The sequence below is a fragment of the Saccharothrix sp. AJ9571 genome (genome assembly GCF_021725495.1).
Classification (GTDB): domain Bacteria; phylum Actinomycetota; class Actinomycetes; order Mycobacteriales; family Pseudonocardiaceae; genus Amycolatopsis; species Amycolatopsis magusensis.
In genome coordinates this window covers 2803774-2823111 of sequence record NZ_CP091382.1, presented here as the reverse complement: position 1 = coordinate 2823111, position 19338 = coordinate 2803774, and the positions used below count along the sequence as shown (strand labels likewise).

19 protein-coding genes, 2 tRNA genes and 1 pseudogene are annotated in these 19338 nt (G+C 68.5%); 11 read left to right on the top strand and 11 right to left on the bottom strand.

From position 1 onward, the window contains the following. Window positions 1–45 precede the first annotated feature (45 nt). Both L3Q67_RS12500 and L3Q67_RS12495 read right to left on the bottom strand, forming a co-directional pair. On the bottom strand, window positions 46–1461 hold the full coding sequence (locus tag L3Q67_RS12500) for a ParB N-terminal domain-containing protein (protein ID WP_499189663.1): 1416 nt from the start codon (window positions 1459–1461) through the stop codon (window positions 46–48). Window positions 1462–1492: 31 nt separating this feature from the next. Continuing rightward, window positions 1493–2170, bottom strand: coding sequence for a KpnI family restriction enzyme N-terminal domain-containing protein (locus L3Q67_RS12495; protein WP_499189662.1), 678 nt, complete (start codon window positions 2168–2170; stop codon window positions 1493–1495). Window positions 2171–3090: 920 nt separating this feature from the next. Here L3Q67_RS12495 and L3Q67_RS12490 point away from each other — a divergent pair. From L3Q67_RS12490 to L3Q67_RS12475, 4 genes and pseudogenes are all read left to right on the top strand, one after another. Further along, window positions 3091–3273: a hypothetical protein gene (locus tag L3Q67_RS12490; protein ID WP_499189661.1), complete on the top strand. Its 183-nt coding sequence runs from the start codon at window positions 3091–3093 to the stop codon at window positions 3271–3273. A gap of 293 nt (window positions 3274–3566) precedes the next feature. Continuing rightward, on the top strand, window positions 3567–4016 hold the full coding sequence (locus tag L3Q67_RS12485) for a hypothetical protein (RefSeq protein ID WP_499189660.1): 450 nt from the start codon (window positions 3567–3569) through the stop codon (window positions 4014–4016). 124 nt (window positions 4017–4140) lie between these two features. Then, window positions 4141–4233 (top strand): annotated as a pseudogene (locus L3Q67_RS12480) (nucleotidyl transferase AbiEii/AbiGii toxin family protein); the annotation flags it as partial. A 49-nt stretch (window positions 4234–4282) separates the two neighbouring features. After that, complete coding sequence (locus L3Q67_RS12475) at window positions 4283–4708, top strand: hypothetical protein (protein WP_499191814.1); 426 nt, start codon at window positions 4283–4285, stop codon at window positions 4706–4708. 111 nt (window positions 4709–4819) lie between these two features. Here L3Q67_RS12475 and L3Q67_RS12470 read toward each other — a convergent pair. The 7 genes from L3Q67_RS12470 to L3Q67_RS12440 all read right to left on the bottom strand — a co-directional run bounded on the left by L3Q67_RS12470 (window position 4820) and on the right by L3Q67_RS12440 (window position 10154). Next, window positions 4820–4892: transfer RNA gene (locus tag L3Q67_RS12470), tRNA-Arg, on the bottom strand. Between the two features lie 59 nt (window positions 4893–4951). Next, window positions 4952–5041, bottom strand: a tRNA-Ser gene (locus tag L3Q67_RS12465). 85 nt (window positions 5042–5126) lie between these two features. Continuing rightward, complete coding sequence (locus L3Q67_RS12460; RefSeq protein WP_499189659.1) at window positions 5127–7088, bottom strand: acetoacetate--CoA ligase; 1962 nt, start codon at window positions 7086–7088, stop codon at window positions 5127–5129. Between the two features lie 10 nt (window positions 7089–7098). Next, window positions 7099–7875, bottom strand: a complete 777-nt coding sequence (locus tag L3Q67_RS12455; protein WP_499189658.1) for an ESX secretion-associated protein EspG — start codon at window positions 7873–7875, stop codon at window positions 7099–7101. Then, entirely contained in the window at window positions 7868–8971 is a 1104-nt protein-coding gene (locus L3Q67_RS12450; protein ID WP_499189657.1) for a WXG100 family type VII secretion target, read from the bottom strand. The genes L3Q67_RS12455 and L3Q67_RS12450 overlap by 8 nt, the downstream gene beginning before the upstream one ends. Beyond that, entirely contained in the window at window positions 8968–9429 is a 462-nt protein-coding gene (locus tag L3Q67_RS12445; protein WP_499189656.1) for a hypothetical protein, read from the bottom strand. The genes L3Q67_RS12450 and L3Q67_RS12445 overlap by 4 nt, the downstream gene beginning before the upstream one ends. 80 nt (window positions 9430–9509) lie before the next feature. Continuing rightward, on the bottom strand, window positions 9510–10154 hold the full coding sequence (locus tag L3Q67_RS12440; RefSeq protein WP_209663150.1) for a dienelactone hydrolase family protein: 645 nt from the start codon (window positions 10152–10154) through the stop codon (window positions 9510–9512). Window positions 10155–10258: 104 nt separating this feature from the next. Here L3Q67_RS12440 and hisC point away from each other — a divergent pair, with 104 nt between their 5' ends. After that, window positions 10259–11329 carry a pyridoxal phosphate-dependent aminotransferase gene (gene hisC, locus L3Q67_RS12435; RefSeq protein ID WP_499189655.1) on the top strand — a complete coding sequence of 357 codons (1071 nt, stop codon included), beginning with the start codon at window positions 10259–10261 and terminating at the stop codon, window positions 11327–11329. On the opposite strand, the gene L3Q67_RS12430 is transcribed toward hisC, so the two are convergent. After that, window positions 11322–12086 carry a sulfite exporter TauE/SafE family protein gene (locus L3Q67_RS12430; protein WP_499189654.1) on the bottom strand — a complete coding sequence of 255 codons (765 nt, stop codon included), beginning with the start codon at window positions 12084–12086 and terminating at the stop codon, window positions 11322–11324. The genes hisC and L3Q67_RS12430 overlap by 8 nt on opposite strands. A 130-nt stretch (window positions 12087–12216) precedes the next feature. Between L3Q67_RS12430 and L3Q67_RS12425 the strand changes: the two genes are divergently transcribed. Genes L3Q67_RS12425 through ku form a run of 5 tightly spaced genes read left to right on the top strand, consistent with a single transcriptional unit; the run spans window position 12217 to window position 17165 of the window. Next, on the top strand, window positions 12217–12690 hold the full coding sequence (locus tag L3Q67_RS12425) for an ATP-binding protein (RefSeq protein ID WP_245369232.1): 474 nt from the start codon (window positions 12217–12219) through the stop codon (window positions 12688–12690). A 56-nt stretch (window positions 12691–12746) separates the two neighbouring features. Next, window positions 12747–13472, top strand: coding sequence for a SigB/SigF/SigG family RNA polymerase sigma factor (locus L3Q67_RS12420; RefSeq protein ID WP_209670818.1), 726 nt, complete (start codon window positions 12747–12749; stop codon window positions 13470–13472). A 52-nt stretch (window positions 13473–13524) separates the two neighbouring features. Next, a complete protein-coding gene (locus L3Q67_RS12415) occupies window positions 13525–14343 on the top strand; it encodes a class I SAM-dependent methyltransferase (protein WP_499189653.1) in 819 nt (272 codons plus the stop codon). A 19-nt stretch (window positions 14344–14362) separates the two neighbouring features. Next, on the top strand, window positions 14363–16189 hold the full coding sequence (gene ligD, locus L3Q67_RS12410) for a DNA ligase-like domain-containing protein (protein ID WP_499189652.1): 1827 nt from the start codon (window positions 14363–14365) through the stop codon (window positions 16187–16189). A gap of 10 nt (window positions 16190–16199) precedes the next feature. Further along, on the top strand, window positions 16200–17165 hold the full coding sequence (ku, locus tag L3Q67_RS12405) for a non-homologous end joining protein Ku (protein ID WP_499189651.1): 966 nt from the start codon (window positions 16200–16202) through the stop codon (window positions 17163–17165). Between the two features lie 12 nt (window positions 17166–17177). Here ku and L3Q67_RS12400 read toward each other — a convergent pair whose 3' ends face one another. Further along, window positions 17178–17678: an FBP domain-containing protein gene (locus L3Q67_RS12400; protein ID WP_499189650.1), complete on the bottom strand. Its 501-nt coding sequence runs from the start codon at window positions 17676–17678 to the stop codon at window positions 17178–17180. A 99-nt stretch (window positions 17679–17777) separates the two neighbouring features. On the opposite strand from L3Q67_RS12400, the gene L3Q67_RS12395 reads away from it, so the two are divergent. Beyond that, window positions 17778–19262, top strand: coding sequence for an adenylate/guanylate cyclase domain-containing protein (locus L3Q67_RS12395; protein ID WP_499191510.1), 1485 nt, complete (start codon window positions 17778–17780; stop codon window positions 19260–19262). Window positions 19263–19338 lie beyond the last annotated feature (76 nt).

Below are 19338 nucleotides of genomic sequence, written 5' to 3'. Positions count from 1 at the left end.
TGATGTCGAAGCCGATGATTAGACTCGGCTCCCCCCGGCTGGCACTCAGGACTCCACCTGCATGGCATCGAGCAACCACGACACACCATCGCCCGGCTCGGCGATCGTCCTCCTGGCTTCCCTGGCAAGCTTGGCAAGGCTCTTCTTGAGGTTCAGCATCTCCTCGTCGAAGAGTTCCTCGTCCAGGCTCCTCGAACCGCGGGAGATCACCAGGTCAGTCGTGCACTGCTCGACCATGCGGGTGGCCTCGACCAGTCGGTCCGGCGCCGCTTGCTTGCGCTTGCGCACACGGTCGTCCTTACCCGCGTAATCCAGCGCCCGTTCCATCGCTCCCAGGATGACCTGCGTCTTCTGCTCCGCTTTCACCCGTGTTGCTTCGGGCAGTGCCGCGCCAGCTGCGGAAACCGCCTTGGCCTTCAACACCGTGTCGGTGAGCGCCTTAGCTGCGGCCAGTGTCTGGGAAGGTCCCTTGACCGTCCTGCCAAGCCCAGGGATCTGCACAGAGGATGTTTCGGTTTCGGGCTTCAGCTCGTCCGGCAGCAACTGCCGTAGGTACCGGTCCTGGAAGTCAGGCTCGATCAACCGCACATCGGTCTTCGACTTGCCCAGCATGATCGCCGCAAGCCTGGACTCGAGGATCAGGGCGGCTTGGTCCTGGTTTACCGCAGCATCCTTGGCATAACGACGGTGCAGCTCACGGAGCTTCTCGGTCTGGTCTTCGAACGCCACCAGCGGGAGTCGCACACCGCTCTCTTGGCTCCGCTCGATCATCGACCTGATACAGGAGAGCACCCACTGGTCCTGCCTGCACGTTGAGACCCGGATCCGGAAGATCGACGCGATGGCCTCCGCTGAATGCCCTTGCGCAGCAAGCTCATCGATCGCTAGAAGCCGGTTGATGTATGAGTAGTCGCGACGGTGTTCCTTGCGCAGCTGAAGCGAGAGCTCGATGTCACGAACGTCGTTCCAGTCACACGAGTCGGGCAGCACCCCCACGCGCATGTTTTGCGTGGGAGGGCCAAGATCAAGCAGTGCGGCGCGGCGGGTGTTGCCGTTGACCAGAACGCCATCGGGCGTGATTAACCCCGGCTCGTTCTGACCGTAGGTCTCGAGATCGCTCTTCAGCTTCGCGAACTCTGGATCGTCGGACGCTGGATTCGCCGGCAACGCTTTCAGCAAGAAACCCAGGTACTCCTGGCTTTCCGGCGCCCAGGGCTGCGTCTCGAGAAGTTTGTCCCGCTTGGGATCGTGGCTGCGCTGAGCCCTGATCCGATGTGTCGCCGGGTTGTAGTACAGCTCCCCGATCGGCATCTGGATCACATCGAGGTGTGTCGGCCTGCCGCGCCAGTCAACAGTCACCGTCTCCCGCGGCCCGCCAGCATCAGCGACCTCCTTGCGACGACGGCCGATCAGCACACGGTTCTCATCAGCACGCGGCGGTCGGCCATAGTCCTTCGTCACTGTTCACTCCTGGTACTGGTGGTCGCCGAGATCAGCCAAGTCCCAGCGTGGCACGCAATGCCGCGCGGGACTCCTCCGGGAGGGCCCGGTAGTTGCTCCAGACGCGCTCCGCCGGCGTGAAGACGCGCTCGCCCGCTTCCATCCATCCGGCGAGCAGCTTCCGGCTCTGCGGATCAAGCGCGTCGGCCTCTTCGGTCACCCCGGCCAGATCAACCACCATTCCACGTCCGCCAACACGGCACTTCTTGCATTCCGTCACCAGCTGAACCTCGGTTTTGCCGTCAGCCTTCCGCACCTCGCGGCGCGCGATGTCGAGCTGAGGACGCTCGTAGCTGCCGGGATAGGTGTCGCCCGTGGTGATGCCGCATGACCTGCACATGTAGTCGTCAGCAGCCATGACCTCCCGTCGGCGTGCAGCACTGACCACCGCGCCCGCCGGCCGGGTGGCTTTGCCGTGCTCCCAGACAGACACCCCAGCTCGGACGAAGCGCTGCTGGTGGGCTTCCAGGCTTGGATCCTCCCTGTTGGTGTCGATGCGCCACCCGAAGTCTCGCAGGTCCCGCATGCGCCGATCCACCTGCGACACACCGGGAAACGCCTGGCGTAACTCCTCCTTGGTGAACTCCTGCCCTTCACCCACAACAGTGAGCAGCCACAAAGCAACGCGTTTCATCGAACCCAGGTCGGGATCCGTCCACGAGGGAAGCACCTTTGTGTCTCCTTTATAAGGCTGACGACCACCGTCACGGCTTAGCTGGCCGCCACTAACCTTGATAGCACAACTGGGCATGTTCAGCCAACTATCCGCGCCGGAAGCTTCAGCAGAGACAACGATGTTCTAACAAAAAAATTTCACCCTGGAAGCTAGGTTGCGTTTGCCCTATAATGCCGCCGCTTCGATCTCGACCTCAGGGCAGGCTATTATGATTTTGACATCACGACGCCACTCGGGTATAGTGCGCGAATTTCGGAATCATTGCGGTCGCAAGTCCCAGGCGTGCCCAAAAAGGACTCAGGACAACCCGGGTCTCATCGAGGCGGGCAGACGCTTCTTCCAACATAAGGCGAGGTCAGGGCACATGGAAGAGATCAACGGCACCATAATCTCCACCCCAGGGGGACCGGCGCAACGACACTTAACGTTCTCTGGTTATCCCCGCCAGCAGGGGGACCGGCGCAACGACACATTGAGGCCCGTGTCGACATGTCTCCATTGTTGACGGGTCACCAGATGTGTCGGAAGTTGGCCAAAATCAGCTGCAACACACCCGCAGGAGGGCGGTTCGTAATCTACGCTCGTACCGTGTAGCCTGAGCCCACCTTTCGCGATTTAGATCACGGAGGGAGGTTCAAGAATTGCTGCCACGAGTGCCACGGCAGCCCACTAGGAGGAAATTGAAAAGTTCGAAAACTTCACATCGCAAAGCTGAGTGGTCATGCGCGTTGCACATGCCCCGAAGTCATCTTAATGAACCTTGAAATAGTTGGCTGCCCATCGATGACGGGAAGACCTCCCGCCAATCGGCGAGCAGCAGAGAAGAGTCGACCGGCTTCGGTTAGGCGCCTGACCGGCCGACCCTCCTCCTCGGAACCGTCCCGATCGACTTGCTTCGACTTAGGAGGTCCTTAGTGAAGGGTAGTCCTCGCGACCCTGAACTGCCGGAACCCGTCGCGTATCTCACCCAGTGGAAGCTCTACTGGCAGCAGCGCCAGCAGGCCATCTGGCGAACGCTGTTCAGGCGCGCGGCACTGATGGCCGCCGAGGAGGTGATCATGTTCTGCGTGGAGTGGCTGACGAAGTACCCATGGTAGCCAACTTCGTGAGCTAACTCGGGGGACCTGGGCCGCGCCCAGGCGACGCGGCCCAGGTCCTTGGGTGAATTGCTCGACAATTGGCATGAACGTAGGGGTCTAACCCTGCGGAGGTGACACTCGTGGCGCATGCTCCTGCTCGTGTTCCGCCGTGTTGCTCAGTGGGCGATGCGGGTGAGCCGGCCGCGTGACGCGGCGCGGGTCTACGCGCACGCCCGCCCCGAGATCGCGCGGCTAGGCCCGGGTCGGCGCCCTTCACCGTCTGGCCAGCGGGTACTACGCCGTCGTGCCGGATGATCGGGTGGCTGCCGGAGCTAGAGCCGGCGGCGGTGGAGATCGCGGTGGCCGACGAAGGTGTGGACACCGTCGCGGCGATGGGTTGTCCGCAGCCCGGCTGCACGGTGCGATTCCCCGCGCGCTGGGCGTGGCCATCGTCGCCGCGGGCCGGCATCGGTCGCCACCGCGGTTCGGCGACCGTGCCGCGACCCGCGATGTACGTCCGCCGCAAGGTATCCACTTTGGACGTAGAACGGCAGAGCGACGAGCTGGGTACATACTGGGTAACCACCGCTGAGCAGACCGTGCTCGACCTCGCGGCCCGTACTCGGCTCGGCGACCTGCCCGACGAATCCACCGCTACGGCACACGCCCTGCTGCCCCGCGCCGACCAGGACATCCTCGAGGAGCTGGCAATCGCCCAACGTCGGCAGGCGACCCTCCGACGGCTTCTCGCTGGAGACTGACCTACATGCTCGAACCGGAAGAATGCGCGGTGGCCGAACAGTTCGGCGTCACCAGCGCACAGGTGCGCCGCGACCACCTGATCCCCACTTGCTAGCCATCCTCAGCGACGAATTCGCGGATCAAGTGCTCTTCTTCGGCGGCACAGCGCTTTCCCGCAGTTTCGCCCCCGGCGGTCGTCTCTCAGAGAACATCGACCTCATCGCACTGACCTCGCGCACGAAGATCGCCAAACAGCTCGAACGGACCATCCGGCGGCGGACTCGCCGTGAGTTCCCCGGCCTCCGCTGGGAGCCCGCCGCTAACCCGCGTCCGCGACACCGACCCCGCCGTCCTGATCTCCGCCGACGGTCTCACGGTCCGCGTGCAACTGCTCAACCGCACCGGCTATCCGCCATGGCCGACCGAGCCGCGCGCCTTGGCGCAGCGCTATTCCGACGCGCCAGCAGCCACGCTGACCGTGCCGACCATCGAATCCTTCGCCGCGTGGAAACCGCCGCCTGGCTCGATCGCGCCGCGCTGCGGGACCTGTACGACCTCTGGCTGCTCGTCGGCTTTGACGCGCTCCAACCGGGAAGCCGCCGTCCTCTTCCGAAAATTCGGGCCGACGAACAAACCACCGCACGCCAGCGCGTTCGCCCGAGCACCGGACGAAAATCACTGGCAGCGTGAGCTTCCGGCCAAACCCGCCTGACCATCACGGCCGACGAGGCCCGCGCCGTGGTTCAGTGCACCTGGGACCAGGTGCACTGAAAAGAAAAGAGCCCCCTGTTGCCAGGGGGCTCTTCGCCGTCTCAACCAGACGCGCGCCCGAAGGGATTCGAACCCCTAACCTTCTGATCCGTAGTCAGATGCTCTATCCGTTGAGCTACGGGCGCTCGTGTTCAGTTGTGCCGGTCGGACGACCGGGTGTGGTGCTCGGCGGACCGAGCTCCAGCGGAGGCTCCGGGATTTGAACCCGGGAGGGGGGGTTACCCCCAACCGCATTAGCAGTGCGGCGCCATAGACCAGACTAGGCGAAGCCTCCCAGGTCGAACGACCACTGCTCGTAAAGATTACACACCGCCCCTCGACCGCGTGAAGCCACCCCCCAGATCAACCATAACCCCAGGTCAGCGGGCAGATAGGGCCACGAATGGGGTAAGGGCGTCCGGGTTGAGGAGGGCGTCCCGGCTGACCGCGCGTTCCGGGTCCACGCCGGAGAGGATCTTCTTCACGGGCACCTCGCACTTCTTGCCGTTCAGCGTGCGCGGGACCTCCTCGACCACCACGAAGCGGTCGGGCACGTGACGCGGTGAGAGGGCGCTTCGCAGCTCCTTGCGCAGCGCGGGCTCGATGTCCTCCAGAGACGAACCTGGGGCCAGCACCAGGAAACAGAGCAGTTCACCTTCGGCACCCGCGGCCGAGGTGTCGATCACCAGCGAGTCCGCGACCTGATCGAAGTTCTCCACCACGCGGTAGAACTCCGCCGTGCCCATGCGGACGCCGCCGCGGTTCAGGGTCGAGTCGCTGCGGCCGTAGATGACCGCGGAGCCCCTGGATGTGATCTTGATCCAATCTCCGTGGCGCCAGATGCCCGGGTAGACGTCGAAATACGCCTCGCGCAGGCGGGTGCCGTCGGGATCGTTCCAGAAGAACACCGGCATGGACGGCATCGGCTCGGTCACCACCAGTTCGCCGACCTCCTCCACGACCGCGTTCCCGGCCTCGTCGTAGGCCTGCACCGCGGCGCCCAGCGAGCGGTTCGACAGCTCTCCCAGCCACACCGGTGTGTCCGGTGACGCGCCGACGAACGCGGTGCACAGGTCCGTCCCACCCGACACCGAGCAGATCTGCACCTTCCGCCCCACCTCGTCGGCGATCCAGCGGAAACCCTCCTGGCTCAGCGGCGCCCCGGTCGAGCCGAGGGCGCGCAGCGCGGTGAGGTCGTAGTCCCGAGAGGGCCTGACGTGCGCCTTCAGGCAACTCTGGATGTACGGCGCCGACGTGCCGAAGTACGTCACGCGGTGCTGCTCGGCCAGTTGCCACAACGCGTTCAGGTCCGGATACCCCGGGCTGCCGTCGAACAGCACGATCGTCGACCCGACCAGCAGCCCCGAGATGAGGAAGTTCCACATCATCCAGCCGGTGGTGGTGAACCAGAAGAACCGCTCACCCGGCCCCAGATCACTCTGCAGCGCCAGCGCCTTCAGGTGCTCCACCACGATGCCGCCGTGCCCGTGCACGATGCCCTTCGGCAACCCCGTCGTGCCCGAGGAGTACAGCACCCACAGCGGGTGGTCGAACGGCACCGGATCGAATTCCAGCGGAGCGTCGGCGTGCGACGCCAGCAGCGTGTCCCAGTCGTGCGTGCCGGCCAGCGGCCCGCCGGCGTAGTCGACCAGCACGGTCGCCTTCAGCCCCGGGATCTCTTCGCGCAGCTTGGTCACGGTCGGCCGGGTGTCGAACCAGCGGCCGTTGTAGGCGTAGCCGTTCACCGCGATCAGCACCACCGGCTCGATCTGCGCGAACCGGTCCACGATGGCGCGCACGCCGAAGTCCGGCGAGCACGAGGACCACACCGCGCCCAGGCTGGCCGCGGCCAGGAAGGCGACCAGGGTCTGCGGGCTGTTCGGCGCCAGCGCGACCACCCGGTCGCCCTTCGTGACACCCAGCTCCTTCAACGCCGAACGCGCGGCGGCGACCTGGGCGCGCAGGGCGCCGTAGGTCAGCTGCGCCGCCAGGCCGTCCTCGCGGTGGAAGATCACCGCGAGCTCGTCGTCGGCCTTGGGCGCGCCCGCGACCCCGGGGCTCAGCGCGTGCTCGGCGTAGTTCAGCGTGCCGCCCTCGAACCAGCGCGCGGACGGCATGGCACCGGAGAGGACCTCGGTCGGCTCGTCGTGCCAGCGCACGCCCATGAACTCCGCGGTCGCGGACCAGAACCCGGCGGGGTCGGTGGTGGAGTACTCCCACAGCGAGTTGTAGTCGTCGGTCGCGACCCCGCGGTTGTCCCGCAGCCACCCGCGGAACTGGTCGATCTTGGTGTCCCGGTTCACATCCGGCCGCCACAGCACTTCAGGGGTGTCGCTGGTCATACGGCGGAGCCTACTGACCGACGAGCTCCCCGACCATGTCCTGAGCCCACACCCTCAGCCGGAGCGGGTCCACCGGCGTCGCGGTCAGCCAGCCGCCACGCGTGCGCAGGGCATACCGGCCTTCGTCGGTGTCCACCCAGTTGACCACGCTGCCCGCCCGCGACCAGCGCCCCGAACGGCCGCGCACACCGGCGCCGATCTGCCCGCCGCCGGTCCGCCTGGTGAGCAACCGCAGCAGGATGCCCGCCTCGCCGCCGCGCACGCCGCTGTCCTCGAGCCTGCCCAGGAACCCGGCTTGGCCGTCGCGTTCGCCTTCCGCGCAGGCTTCGTGGAAATCCTCCACCCGCACGTTCGCCGGACCACCCGGCGCCGCGGGCAGCGGCTTGAGCGCGTCGAGCATGGTCGCCACCAGCATCGGCTCACGCACGGGACCGACGCGGACCTCCCCGCCGATCACCTCGGCCGTCGCCGCGCCCTGGCGACCGGCAGCCGAGAACGACCGGACCTCGCCACGCTCACCGGCGAGGTGGAGGTCGAGCCGCAGTTCGCTTTCGCCCAGGATCTTGAGCAGCTGCACCAGATCCCGCGCCGGGTAGTCCATCGTGCCGAGGTCCCGCGCGCTGAGTTCGGCGTCGGCGGCTTCGGCGTGCCACCGGCGCGCGGCAGCCGTCCGCCCGACGTGCCGGATGCCGAGCACGCTCGGCGGTTCACCGAGCCCGAGTCGCGTCCACAGCAGGAAGAATTCGTTGGGGTACAAGCGGATCCAGCCGCTTTCGGGGTCACGCACGGCGACGCGGCCCTTCCTCACCGAGCACCGGCGGCGCGACCTTGAGGTCGGCCGCGAAGATGTTGTCCTCTTCCTGCAGGTAGCCCGGCAGCTTGTGCTCGACGTCCTCCTGCCGCTGACCGCCCGCGCCCATCGGCATCGCGCCCATCGGCATGCCGCCCGTGCCACCACCACGCGCGGCGGCCGCGGCGGCCGCGGGCGCGACACCCGGCCCCGGCGCGCCCGGGTGCGCACCTGCGCGCCCGCCCGCGATCGGGTCCTGCATGGCACCGCCGACCTGGCCACCGCCACCGACCATCGGAACCGGGGCCGACGGCGACGGCTCACGCGGCGCGTAGCCGCCGATCACCCCGTCGACCGGGTTGTCGGTCACGCCGCTGGCACCGGTCGAGTCGTCCGGCGGTGCCGCTTCGGGTTTCGGCTCGGACGGCGTCGGCTCGTCGGGCGGCACTTCGGGCGTGCGGTAGGTGATCTGCTCGCCGGTCGGCGTGCTGAACTCCGGCACGGTCCCGTAGACCTCGTACGTCTCCTCCTGGAACTGCTTCATCACGTCGGCGGCCCGCTGGTGCAGTTCGTCGCCGCCGCGCCGGTCGGCCTCGTCGTCGGCGATCAGCTGCGGCCCACCGGCGAACGACATGGCCGCCGTGCCGTCCGCGGGCATCGGGTACGGCAGCGCGGTCATCCGCGGCTCGGGCATGGTGTTCATCGCGACCCGCACGTTCTCCGCCTGCCGCGTCACGCAACCGCAGACCTCGGTGGCCCGGACGCCGGTCTCGTCGCACCAGGCGGCGAGCCGCTCGACGGTCCCCTTGGTCTTCTCCGCGGACGCCCCGGTCCAGCCCTGGCTCGCCTTCGCCATCGCGGCCCGCAGTTCGGCGCCGATCTGCGTCAGCTTGTCGCCGAGGGTCGCCCAGGTCGCGGCGACGGTCTGCGCGCCGCCGAGGTCCACGTCCTCGTGCACCATGGTGTACAGGTCGGGGTGCGGGTAGGTCAGCCAGTCGACCGGGATGCCCAGATCACCGGCGACCGGTTCGGGCTCCTCGGACGGGTAGGGCGGCGGGTACGGCAGGCAGCGCGCCTCGTCGGGACGGTTCACCTGAACTCACCGCTGTCCGCCACGTCGTCCAGGCGCCGGCGCGCTTCGGCCAGGAGCGCCTGCGCTTCCGCGTCGGTGGCCTTGAAGTTCTTCCGCGCGGCCCGCACGGTGAGTTCGAGGTCGTTGAGCACGCTCCCGAAGTCCTGCAGCACCGGGGTCGCCGCCGAGTTCGCCGCCTCGCGCAGGCGCTCGCCCATGGTGCGGCCGACGAAGTTGGCGCCCAGCCGCAGCGGTACGTCCAGTTCCTTCGAGTCCCGGATCAGCTGGTTGACCGTGGCCTCGATTTCGGCGAGCGCGCCGAGCAGCCCCTCCGCTGCTTCGTCGCTGAGCTGGAGACTGCCCTTCTTGGCCTCCATCTTGACGTTCCGGACATCCCCGGCGATCGGGGCGAGCGCGCCGCCCGCCGCGGACCCGAAGGCCGGCGGTGGTGTGCTCGCGGGTTTGTTCACAGCAGCCATTTCGAATCCCCACCCTGCGTGACACTCAAAGCTGAACTGTACCGGGCTTGGACGCAGGGCAGTACCGGTTCGCTCCCGCGTCAGCGCAGATGCGCGTCGAACCAGCTGAGCGTGCGCTGCCAGGCTTCCGCGGCGGCACCGGGATCGGCGTCGAACCGGTGGTTGGCGCCCGGGTAGCGGACCACGTTCGTGGCGACCTTCGACGACGCGGCGACCTCGCGCAGGCGCTCCACCTCGGCCACCCCGGTCTCGTCACCGGAATCGCCGTAGATGCCGAGCCACGGGCTGGTCAGCTTGCCCGCGATGTCCACCAGCGCGGGCAGGTCGTTCGTCGAGGACTGGCCGCCGACGCTCACCGCCGCCCCCAGCCGCCTGCTCGAAGCCACCACCAGCGCCGCCGTGCCACCGAGGTCGAAGCCCACCACGCCGAGCAGATCGGCCTGCACCCCGCGCTCGACCAGCCAGGCCAGCGTGATGTCGGTGGCGTCGAGCACGTCCTGCCCGGTGAGCTTGCCGTCCTGGCCCGCCTCGTAGATGTGCGGTGCCACCGCCAGCCAGCCTTCCTCGGCCAGGCTGGACACCAGGAAGCGCACCCCGTCGGTGACGCCGTCCGCTTCGTGCAGTACCACCAGTCCGCCGCGGACCACGCCGTCCGGCTCGGCGAAGGTCAGGCGCAGCGCGCGGCCGTCGGCGCGCCGGTAGTCGTCGGTGTGGGTATGCGTCATGTACCTACTCAACCACTGAGGGGTGAACGTGAGTCAACCTCAACCAGCGGATCCAGCCGGGTTAACGTGGCAGGAGCAGACCAAGTGACCCACGAGGAGCCTTGATGCCCACTCCGTCCGTCGTGCCGACCCGCGCCGGTCTCGAGTCGCTGCCCAAGTACGTGCCCGGGCGCTCCCTGCCCGGGGCGATCAAGCTGGCCAGCAACGAGGTACCCGCCGGTCCGCTGCCGAGCGTCGCCTCGGCGATCGCGGCTTCGGCGGCCGAGATCAACCGGTACCCGGACATGGGCGCGTGGGCGCTGGTCGACCGCATCGCCACCCGGTTCGCCGTCCCGCAGGAGCGGATCGCGGTCGGCTGCGGCTCGGTCGCCCTGTGCCAGCAGCTGATCCAGGCGCTGTGCGAACCGGGCGACGAGGTGATGTTCGCCTGGCGCTCGTTCGAGGCCTACCCGATCCTCACCCAGATCGTCGGCGCCACCGCGGTCACCCTGCCGCTGGACGCCGGGCACACCCACGACCTCGACGCCATGCTCGCCGCGATCACCCCGAAGACGCGGCTGGTCTACGTCTGCAACCCCAACAACCCCACCGGGACCGCGGTCCGCCGCGCCCAGCTGGAGCGCTTCCTCGACGCCGTGCCGCCGCACGTGCTGGTGGTGCTGGACGAGGCGTACCGCGAGTTCGTCACCGACCAGGAGGTGCCGGACGGCCTCGCGCTGGCCGCCGATCGCGGGAACGTCGCCGTGCTGCGGACCTTCTCCAAGGCCTACGGGCTGGCCGGGCTGCGGGTCGGCTACGCGGTCGCGCCGGCGCACATCACCGCGGCCCTGCGCCAGGTCTACATCCCGTTCAGCGTCAACTCGCTCGCGCAGACCGCGGCCATCGCCTCGCTCGACGCCGAAAACGAGCTGCTGGCGCGCTGCGCGGAGATCGTCAGCGAGCGCACCCGCGTGCGGGACGCCTTGCTGGAAGCCGGTTACCAGGTCCCGGAGTCGCAGGCGAACTTCGTCTGGCTGCCGCTGGGCGAGAAGACCATGGAGTTCGCCGAGCACGCGCTGGCGAACAAGGTGATCGTGCGACCGTTCGCCGGCGACGGGGCCCGCGTGACGATCGGCACCCCCGAGGAAAACGAGGTCTTCCTGTCCGCCGCCCGCTCGTTCCCCGCGCTCACCTGAGCACGAGCTGGACGATCGCGGCGAGGCCGACCACCACGATCACCCCGCGCAGCACCACCGGGGAGAGCTTGCGCCCGATCTTCGCGCCGAGCAGGCCGCCGAGCACCGAGCCGGCGGCCAGCAGGCCGACCACGGCCCAGTCGACCGGCGCGACGAAGGCGTAGATCGTGCCCGCCACCACGTTCACCACGGCGGAAAGCACGTTCTTCATGCCGTTGAGCCGCTGCACCGGATCGGAGAGCAGCATGCCCATGCAGGCCACCATCATGATGCCCTGCGCGGCGGTGAAGTAGCCGCCGTAGATGCCGACGAGGAAGAGCAGGAACAGCAGGAGCGGCGCGTAGATCCGCTCCGGCTTCTGCTTGTTCTCCCGGCGCGAGGCCACCCAGCCGGACACCTTGGGCTGGATGATCACCAGCACCACGGCGAGCCCGACGAGCACCGGCACCACGGTCTCGAAGGCGTCCTTGGGCAGGGCGAGCAGCAGCAGCGCCCCGCCGACCGAGCCGAGGAAGGACGCGACGCCGTAGACGGCCAGGCGCTTGCCCTGCCCGTGCAGTTCGTGCCGGTAACCCCAGGCACCGCTGATCGTGCCGGGCGCCAGCCCGATCGCGTTGGAGGTCGTCGCGGTCACCGGCGGATACCCGAAGGCGACCAGCACCGGGAAGGTGACCAGGGTGCCCGAACCGACGACCGCGTTGATGGTGCCCGCCCAGACCCCCGCGAGAGCGATCAGAATCGCGTGCCACCACGTCACTGGGTCATCACAACCGGCACCCTAAGCATCCGCACTCCGGCACACGCACCGGGTGTGTCCCGCTAGACAACGTGACACACGTCCCAGGAGGATTCGGAGCGGGTTTCAGGTTTTGCGTCGCGGGGTAAAAATGCTTCGCGACAACGGGTCGACTGACGAGGTGGACGTGACAAACGGCAAGCAGCCCGCGCTGGACGAGATCGGCCCGCTGGATGACATAGAGGTGCGGCTCGGCGCCGATCTGGCGCACCTGCCGATCATCCGCGCGCTGGTGTCGAACCTGGCCGTCCGCGCGGACTTCGACCTCGACACCATCGCCGACCTGCGTCTGGCGATCGACGAGGCGTGCTCCACGCTGATCACCCGCGCGCAGGCGGGAAGCCTGCTGACCTGCCGGTTCGTCCTGGAGGACGGCCAGCTGCGGTTCCGCGGCACGGTGCCATCGACCGACGGCGAAGCGCCGAGCTCCGGGTCGTTCGGCTGGCGCGTGCTGACCACCCTGGCCGACTCGGCAGCCAGCTGGGTCGACGTACCGGCCGGTGGTGAGCAGGTAGTCCACATCGAACTCGCCAAGCGTCGCGCCGACGTACGGCCGGGCGCGTGACGGGTAACCAGCCGGACAGCAACGGGTACGAGCACCTCGCACCACTGTTCGGCGAGATGGCCGCGCTGTCGAGAGACGATCCGCGGCGCAGCGAGGTACGCGACAAGCTGGTGACCGGTTACCTGCCGCTGGCCGAGCACATCGCGCAGCGCTTCGCCGGTCGCGGCGTGGCCAAGGAGGACCTGGTCCAGGTGGCCAGGGTCGGGCTGATCAACGCGGTCGACCGGTTCGACGCCGAGCGCGGCTTCGACTTCCTCTCCTTCGCCGTGCCGACGGTGATGGGCGAGGTGCGGCGGCACTTCCGCGACACCGGCTGGGTGATCCGGGTGCCGCGCCGGCTCAAGGAACTGCACCTGACCATCAGCACCGCCAGCACCGAACTGGCGCAGCGCCTCGGCCGCGCGCCGACGCCGAGCGAGCTCGCCGCGCACCTCGGCATCGACAAGGACGAGGTGTACGAGGGGCTGGAGGCAGGCAACGCCTACCACTCGATGTCGCTGGACGAGGTGCTCTCCGGGGACACCGACAACGTCTCGCTCGGTGACACGCTCGGTGAGGAGGACAGCGCGCTCGCGGACGTGGAGAACCACGAGATGCTCCAGCCGCTGATCCGCGACCTGCCCGAGCGCGAGCGGAAGATCCTGGCGCTGCGGTTCGTGCACAACCTGACGCAGACGCAGATCGCGGAGAAGATCGGCGTCTCGCAGATGCACGTGTCGCGGTTGCTCGCCCGCACGCTGACCCAGCTCCGGGAAGGACTCAGCCGCCGGCCGGGCGAATGAGAGTACGCTCCATTCACAAAGTTGTGAAACTTGTGATTGGAGTGTTCGATCCATGGTGCGGGTGCAGCTCAGCGGAACCAAGGAGACGATGCTCGCCACGCTCTGGGGGCGTGCCCTGGACAGCCGGTCGGCGCGACCGGTGCTGGGGGACACCGCAGCCGACGAGGCGATCGGCAGGCTGGACTACGACTTCGGCAAGCTGATGAAACCCGGCATGGCGCTGAGCGTGGCGCTGCGGGCGAAATCGATCGACACCTGGGCGCGCGAAGCGCTCGCGGCGAACCCGGGTGCCAGCGTGCTGCACCTCGGGTGCGGCCTGGACACCCGGGTCTTCCGCATCGACCCGCCGCCGGAGTCGCGGTGGTTCGACGTGGACTTCCCGGAGATCGCCGAGCTGCGCCACCAGCTGTGGCCCGAACTGGACGAGCGCGAGAACTACCGGGTGCTGGCCACTTCGGTGACGGACTGGGCCTGGCTGGAGGAGGTGCCCGCCGACCGGCCCGTCGTCGTGGTCGCCGAGGGCTTGACCATGTACCTGCGCGACGCCGAGGCCGAGGGCCTGTTCCGGCGCGTCATCGAGCGCTTCCCGTCCGGCGAGTTCGTCTTCGACATCTTCAGCAAGCTGGGCATCAAGGCGCAGAAGATGAATCCGGTGGTGCGCAAGAGCGGGTCGACGCTGTACTGGGGTCTCGACGATTCGCGCGAGCTGGAGAAGTTCGGCCTGGAGCTGGTCGACGAGCACTTCGCGCAGCAGTTCGCGTCCGAAGAGGACCTGCCGAAGCTGCCGCTGGTGCCCCGGCTCCAGCTGGCGGCATTGCGGTGGGTCCCCGCGGTGAACAGGATGGGGCGCATAGTCCGCTGCCGGTTCTGAGACTTCGGGGGGTGCGCCGATGAAGCTCCAGCGCGAGCCGATGCTGGCCACGCTGTCCGACCGCCCGTTCACCGATCCGAACTGGATCTTCGAGCGGAAGCTGGACGGCGTGCGGGCGCTGATCATCCGGGAGGACGGCGGCGAGCCGCAGCTGTGGTCGCGCAACCAGAAGCTGATGAACGGCGCGTACCCCGAGCTGGTCGAGGCACTGGCCACGCAGGGCGGGCCGGATTTCGTGGTCGACGGCGAGGTGGTGGCCTTCGACGACGAAGGCCGCACCAGCTTCGCGCGCCTGCAGCACCGGATGCACCTGCGTGACCCGAGGGCGTCGGTGGCCACCGGCATCGAGGTCTTCCTGTACCTGTTCGACCTGCTGGCCTTCGGTGGCATGGAGGCGACCAGCCTGCCGCTGCGGCAGCGCAAGCAGCTGCTCGCGGACGCGTTCGACTTCGACGAGCCGCTGCGGCTGTCCGAACACCGCGACACCGAGGGCGAGAAGTTCCTGGCCGAAGCCCGCGACGAGGGCTGGGAAGGGCTGATCGCCAAGCGCGGTGACGCGCCGTACCGCCCCGGCCGGTCCTCCGACTGGCTGAAGTTGAAGTGCGTGCGCGAGCAGGAGGTGGTGATCGGCGGCTACACCGACCCGACCGGGTCACGGGCGGGGTTCGGCGCGCTGCTGGCTGGGTACTACGAGGGCGAAGTGCTCCGGTACGCCGGCAAGATCGGCACCGGCTTCGACCAGCGGACGCTGCGTGAGCTGCACGGGCGGTTGCGGGAACTGTCCCGGCCGGACTCGCCGTTCACCGGCGAGGTGCCCGAGCGGCGGCCGCACTGGGTGGAGCCGGAGCTGGTGGTGCAGGCGGGCTTCGCGGAGTGGACGTCGGACGGCCGCCTGCGGCACGCCCGGTACCTCGGGTTGCGGACGGACAAGGCACCGCGGGAGGTGGTCAGCGAGATGCCCGCACTGGACGTGAAGACCACGCGCCTGGACAAGGTGTACTACCCGGCCGACGGGGTGACCAAGGGCGAGGTCATCGAGCACTACCGGGCCGTGGCCGAGGTGATGCTCCCCCACCTGCGCGGACGCCCGCTGACCATGCGCCGCTACCCGCACGGGGTCGGCGGCGAGAACTGGTTCCAGAAGGAAGCGCCTTCCCACTGGCCGGACTGGATGCGCACCGAGGACGTCCCGCAGCACGACGGCCAGGGCAGCACCCGGCACGTGCTCGCCGAGGACCCGGCGACCCTGGTCTACCTGGCGAACCAGGCCGCGCTGGAGTTCCACATCTGGACCTCCAGTTGGGACGCGCTGGACCACCCGGACCTCGTGGTGATCGACATCGACCCGCCGAACGGCACGGCCGTGGACTCGCTGCGCGAGGTCGCGCGGGCGGTGCGGGAGCTGTACAAGGCAGTCGGGTTGACCGCGTACGTGCAGGCCACCGGCGGACGCGGGTACCACGTGGTGGCGCCGCTGGACCGGTCCAGTCCACACGAGACGGTGGTGGCGTTCGCCCGTGAGGCGGCGGACTTCCTGGCCTCCAAGGCACCGGCCTTGCTCACCACGGAGTTCCGGAAGAACAAGCGCGGCAAACGCATCTTCCTGGACACGGCTCGCAACGGGTACGCGCAGACGTTCGTGGCGCCGTACTCCCTGCGCGGACGGGCGGGCGCGCGCGTGGCCACCCCGCTGGACTGGGACGAACTGGGGCGCACCGAGCCGGACGGTTACGACATCCCCAAGTTGCGGCGGCGCCTGGCGCAGAAGGACGATCCCTGGCAGGACATGCACGAGCACGCGGGATCGGCCGAAGAAGCCAGGGCCCAGCTCGCCGAGTTCGCTTAGGAGGCTCGAGATGGCGCGACCGATGTGGTCCGGTGCGGTGAACTTCGGCCTGGTCACGGTGCCGGTGGAGTTGTACAGCGCCACCGAGGACCACACCGTGCACTTCCGGCAGTTCCAGCGCGGCACCTCCGACCGGATCCGGTACCGCCGGGTGAACGAGCGCACCGGCAAGGAGGTCGAGTACGGCGACATCGTCAAGGGCTACGAACTCGAAGACGGCGACTACGTGCTGATCGAGCCGGAGGAACTGGACGAGATCGCGCCGGGCCGTTCGCGCGCGCTGGACATCGAAGCCTTCGTCGACCTCGACGAGATCGACCCGACGTACTTCCAGAAGACGTACTGGCTGGCGCCGTCGAAGGAGGAGTTCGAGCGGGCGTACACGCTGCTGCTGGCCGCGATGGACAAGACGAACAAGGCGGCGATCTCGAAGTTCGTCATGCGGGGCAAGGAATACCTGGCCGCCCTGCGCGCGGGCGACGGCGTGCTGGTGCTGAACACGCTGCACTTCCCGGCCGACCTGCGCGACCCCGCCAAGGAGCTGCGGAGGCTGCCCGCGAAGGCGAAGCCGCGCGGCAAGGAACTGGACATGGCCGTGGCGCTGGTGGACTCGATGTCGGAGCCGTGGAAGCCCGAGAACTTCGAGGACACCTACACCAAGCGCGTGGAAAAGCTGGTGAAGGACAAGAAGGCCGGGCGCACGGTCACCCCGGAGGACGAGCCCGCCCAGGCCACGCAGGTGGTGGACCTGTTCGAGGCGCTGGCGAAGAGCGTGAAGGGCCGGAAGCCGTCCTCTTCCTCCGACTCCTCCTCCGCTGCGGAGGACCTGTCCTCGCTGAGCAAGGCGGACCTGGACAAGATGGCGCGCGAGCTGGGCATCAAGGGCCGCTCGAAGATGACCAGGGCCGACTTGGAGAAGGCGGTCAAGAAGGCTTCGTCTTCGTCTTCGTCTTCGTCGAAGAAGAAGGCCTCCTGACCGTTTTCCTGCTCAGACGCGGGCGCCGAGTACCTGGTCCACGAACCGGTGCAGCTTGGCTTCGAGCCGCGCGATCCGCTCGTCCAGCGTGACGGTTTCCTTCGGCTGCGGTGTCTCCGGCTTCAGCTTGCCGCGGATGTAGTCGCAGCAGCGCAGGTTGGCGCAGACGTACAGCCCGAGCGTGTTGCCGTCCTTTCCGGACTGACCCGCCCGGCGCGCGGAGAACAACGCCACGTCGACCACTCCGTGCGTGGTCATGCACAGGCCGCACATGTTGCTGCGCAACCGGCTCTTCGGCGGCTGCGTCGCCCGCAGCGACAGGCCGACCACGCCGCTGTCGTGCCGGGTCACCAGGTACGCCCGCTGCACCGCCCGCGGATCCCGCCAGGCCAGGAAATCCAGGTCCGGCCAGGGGATCTCCTCCGTCCGGGCGGGCAGCGTCAGGCCCTTCGCCTCGCCCTTCGAGCAGTTGACGAACGACGCCCTGATCTCGGCCTCTGTGAGCGGCTCCACCGCGATTCCCCTTTCCGACGCAACGACCGGCCAGGGTAATTTCCGGCGCGGGCCGCGGCCACGCATTTTCCCGCGGCGCCATACGATCACCACGTGCGCATCCGTGAGTCTCTTCCGCCGAGATTCCCCCTGTTGCTGCGCACCAGCCTGGGTTTCGCCGCGCTCGGCATCGGCTCCAGCGTGTGCGGTTCCGGCGTCGTCTTCGTGCTGCTGGCGCTCCAGGACATCCCGCACGACGTGGGCGAACACGGCTGGACGATGGTGATCAGCTCCGCCGGGTACATCGTCTTCGCGCTGCTCGCCGGTTCGTTGTGGACGGCGCTGCTGCAGCGGCGGACCGCGGTCTGGTTCCTCTTCGACCGCGAGCCGTCCGAGGACGAGGTGCGCCGCGCGCTGCGGATCCCGGTCGACCTCGCGCTGGTCAGCGGCACGTTGTGGCTGACAGGCGCGCTGGTGCTCGGCGGGCTCGCGTGGGTGCTCGGGTCACTCTGGGACGCGATGGGCGTCGGCCTGACGATCTTCCTCGGTGGCCTGACCACGGTCGGCCTCACCTACCTGCTCGCCGAACGGCTGGCCCGGCCGGTGATGGCGCTGGCGCTGAAGGCCCGGCCGCCGGAGGGCACGCTGTCGGTGACCGTGCTCACCCGGCTGGTGGTGACCTGGGCGCTGGCCAGCGGCGTGCCGATGCTGGGCGTGCTGGTCGTGGTCCTGCCGCCGTACCTCGGCACCCGCGACCCCACGGCGAGCCTGATCCTGCTGGCCTCGATCGGCCTGGTGATCGGCGCCATCGCCACCGCGCTGCTGGCGCGCTCGGTCGCCTCTCCGCTGCACCAGCTCAAGCTCGCCCTCGATCGGGTCGCCCGCGGGCGCACGGACGTGCACGTGCCGGTCGACGACTCCAGCGAGATCGGCCGGCTCCAGGCGTCGGTGAACGACATGGTCGACGGCCTGCGGGAACACGACCGGCTGCGCGACCTGTTCGGCAGGCACGTGGGCGCGGATGTCGCACGGCACGCCATGGAGTACGGCGCGTCGCTGTCCGGCGATGTGCGCGAGGTGACCGCGTTGTTCGTCGACGTGGTGGATTCGACGGCGATGGCCTACCAATCACCTCCGGTCGAGGTCGTGCGGAAGCTGAACCGGTTCTTCGCCGCCGTCGTCGATGCCGTCGGCACCCACGGCGGCCTGGTCAACAAGTTCCAGGGCGACGCCGCCCTCTGCATCTTCGGCGCCCCCACACGGCTCGCCGACCCCGCCACCGCGGCTTTGCAGGCGGCCAGGGCCATCCGCGACTCCGTGCGCGAGGCCGGTGAACTGGACCTGGGCATCGGCGTCGCGAGCGGCCCGGTGTTCGCCGGGCAGCTGGGCTCGAGCAGCCGTTTCGAATACACCGTGATCGGCGACGCGGTGAACGAAGCCGCACGCCTGACCGACAACGCGAAGGGCGTCCGCCACCGCATCCTGGCCAGTCAGGCCGTGCTCGACGCCGCGACCACGACCGAACGCGAACTCTGGCGCCGCCATCGCCGCCTCCGACTCCGGGGACGCCAACAACCTACCGTGACCTTCACGCCGCGCTCCTGAGTTGTCCACAAGCGGGGTGGTTGTCCACAGATTCGGGTCGGGCGGAGCGGGCGAGCACCGCCGCGGGGCACAGTCG

Bases quoted from the DNA above. Each gene is read 5' to 3' on its own strand.
- L3Q67_RS12485 (WP_499189660.1), top strand. From the start codon at position 3,567: ATGATCGGGTGGCTGCCGGAGCTAGAGCCGGCGGCGGTGGAGATCGCG.
- L3Q67_RS12460 (WP_499189659.1), bottom strand. From the start codon at position 7,088: ATGACCAGCGACACCCCTGAAGTGCTGTGGCGGCCGGATGTGAACCGG.
- L3Q67_RS12445 (WP_499189656.1), bottom strand. From the start codon at position 9,429: ATGGCTGCTGTGAACAAACCCGCGAGCACACCACCGCCGGCCTTCGGG.
- L3Q67_RS12440 (WP_209663150.1), bottom strand. From the start codon at position 10,154: ATGACGCATACCCACACCGACGACTACCGGCGCGCCGACGGCCGCGCG.
- hisC (WP_499189655.1), top strand. From the start codon at position 10,259: ATGCCCACTCCGTCCGTCGTGCCGACCCGCGCCGGTCTCGAGTCGCTG.
- L3Q67_RS12425 (WP_245369232.1), top strand. From the start codon at position 12,217: ATGCTTCGCGACAACGGGTCGACTGACGAGGTGGACGTGACAAACGGC.
- L3Q67_RS12420 (WP_209670818.1), top strand. From the start codon at position 12,747: ATGGCCGCGCTGTCGAGAGACGATCCGCGGCGCAGCGAGGTACGCGAC.
- L3Q67_RS12415 (WP_499189653.1), top strand. From the start codon at position 13,525: ATGGTGCGGGTGCAGCTCAGCGGAACCAAGGAGACGATGCTCGCCACG.
- ligD (WP_499189652.1), top strand. From the start codon at position 14,363: ATGAAGCTCCAGCGCGAGCCGATGCTGGCCACGCTGTCCGACCGCCCG.
- ku (WP_499189651.1), top strand. From the start codon at position 16,200: ATGGCGCGACCGATGTGGTCCGGTGCGGTGAACTTCGGCCTGGTCACG.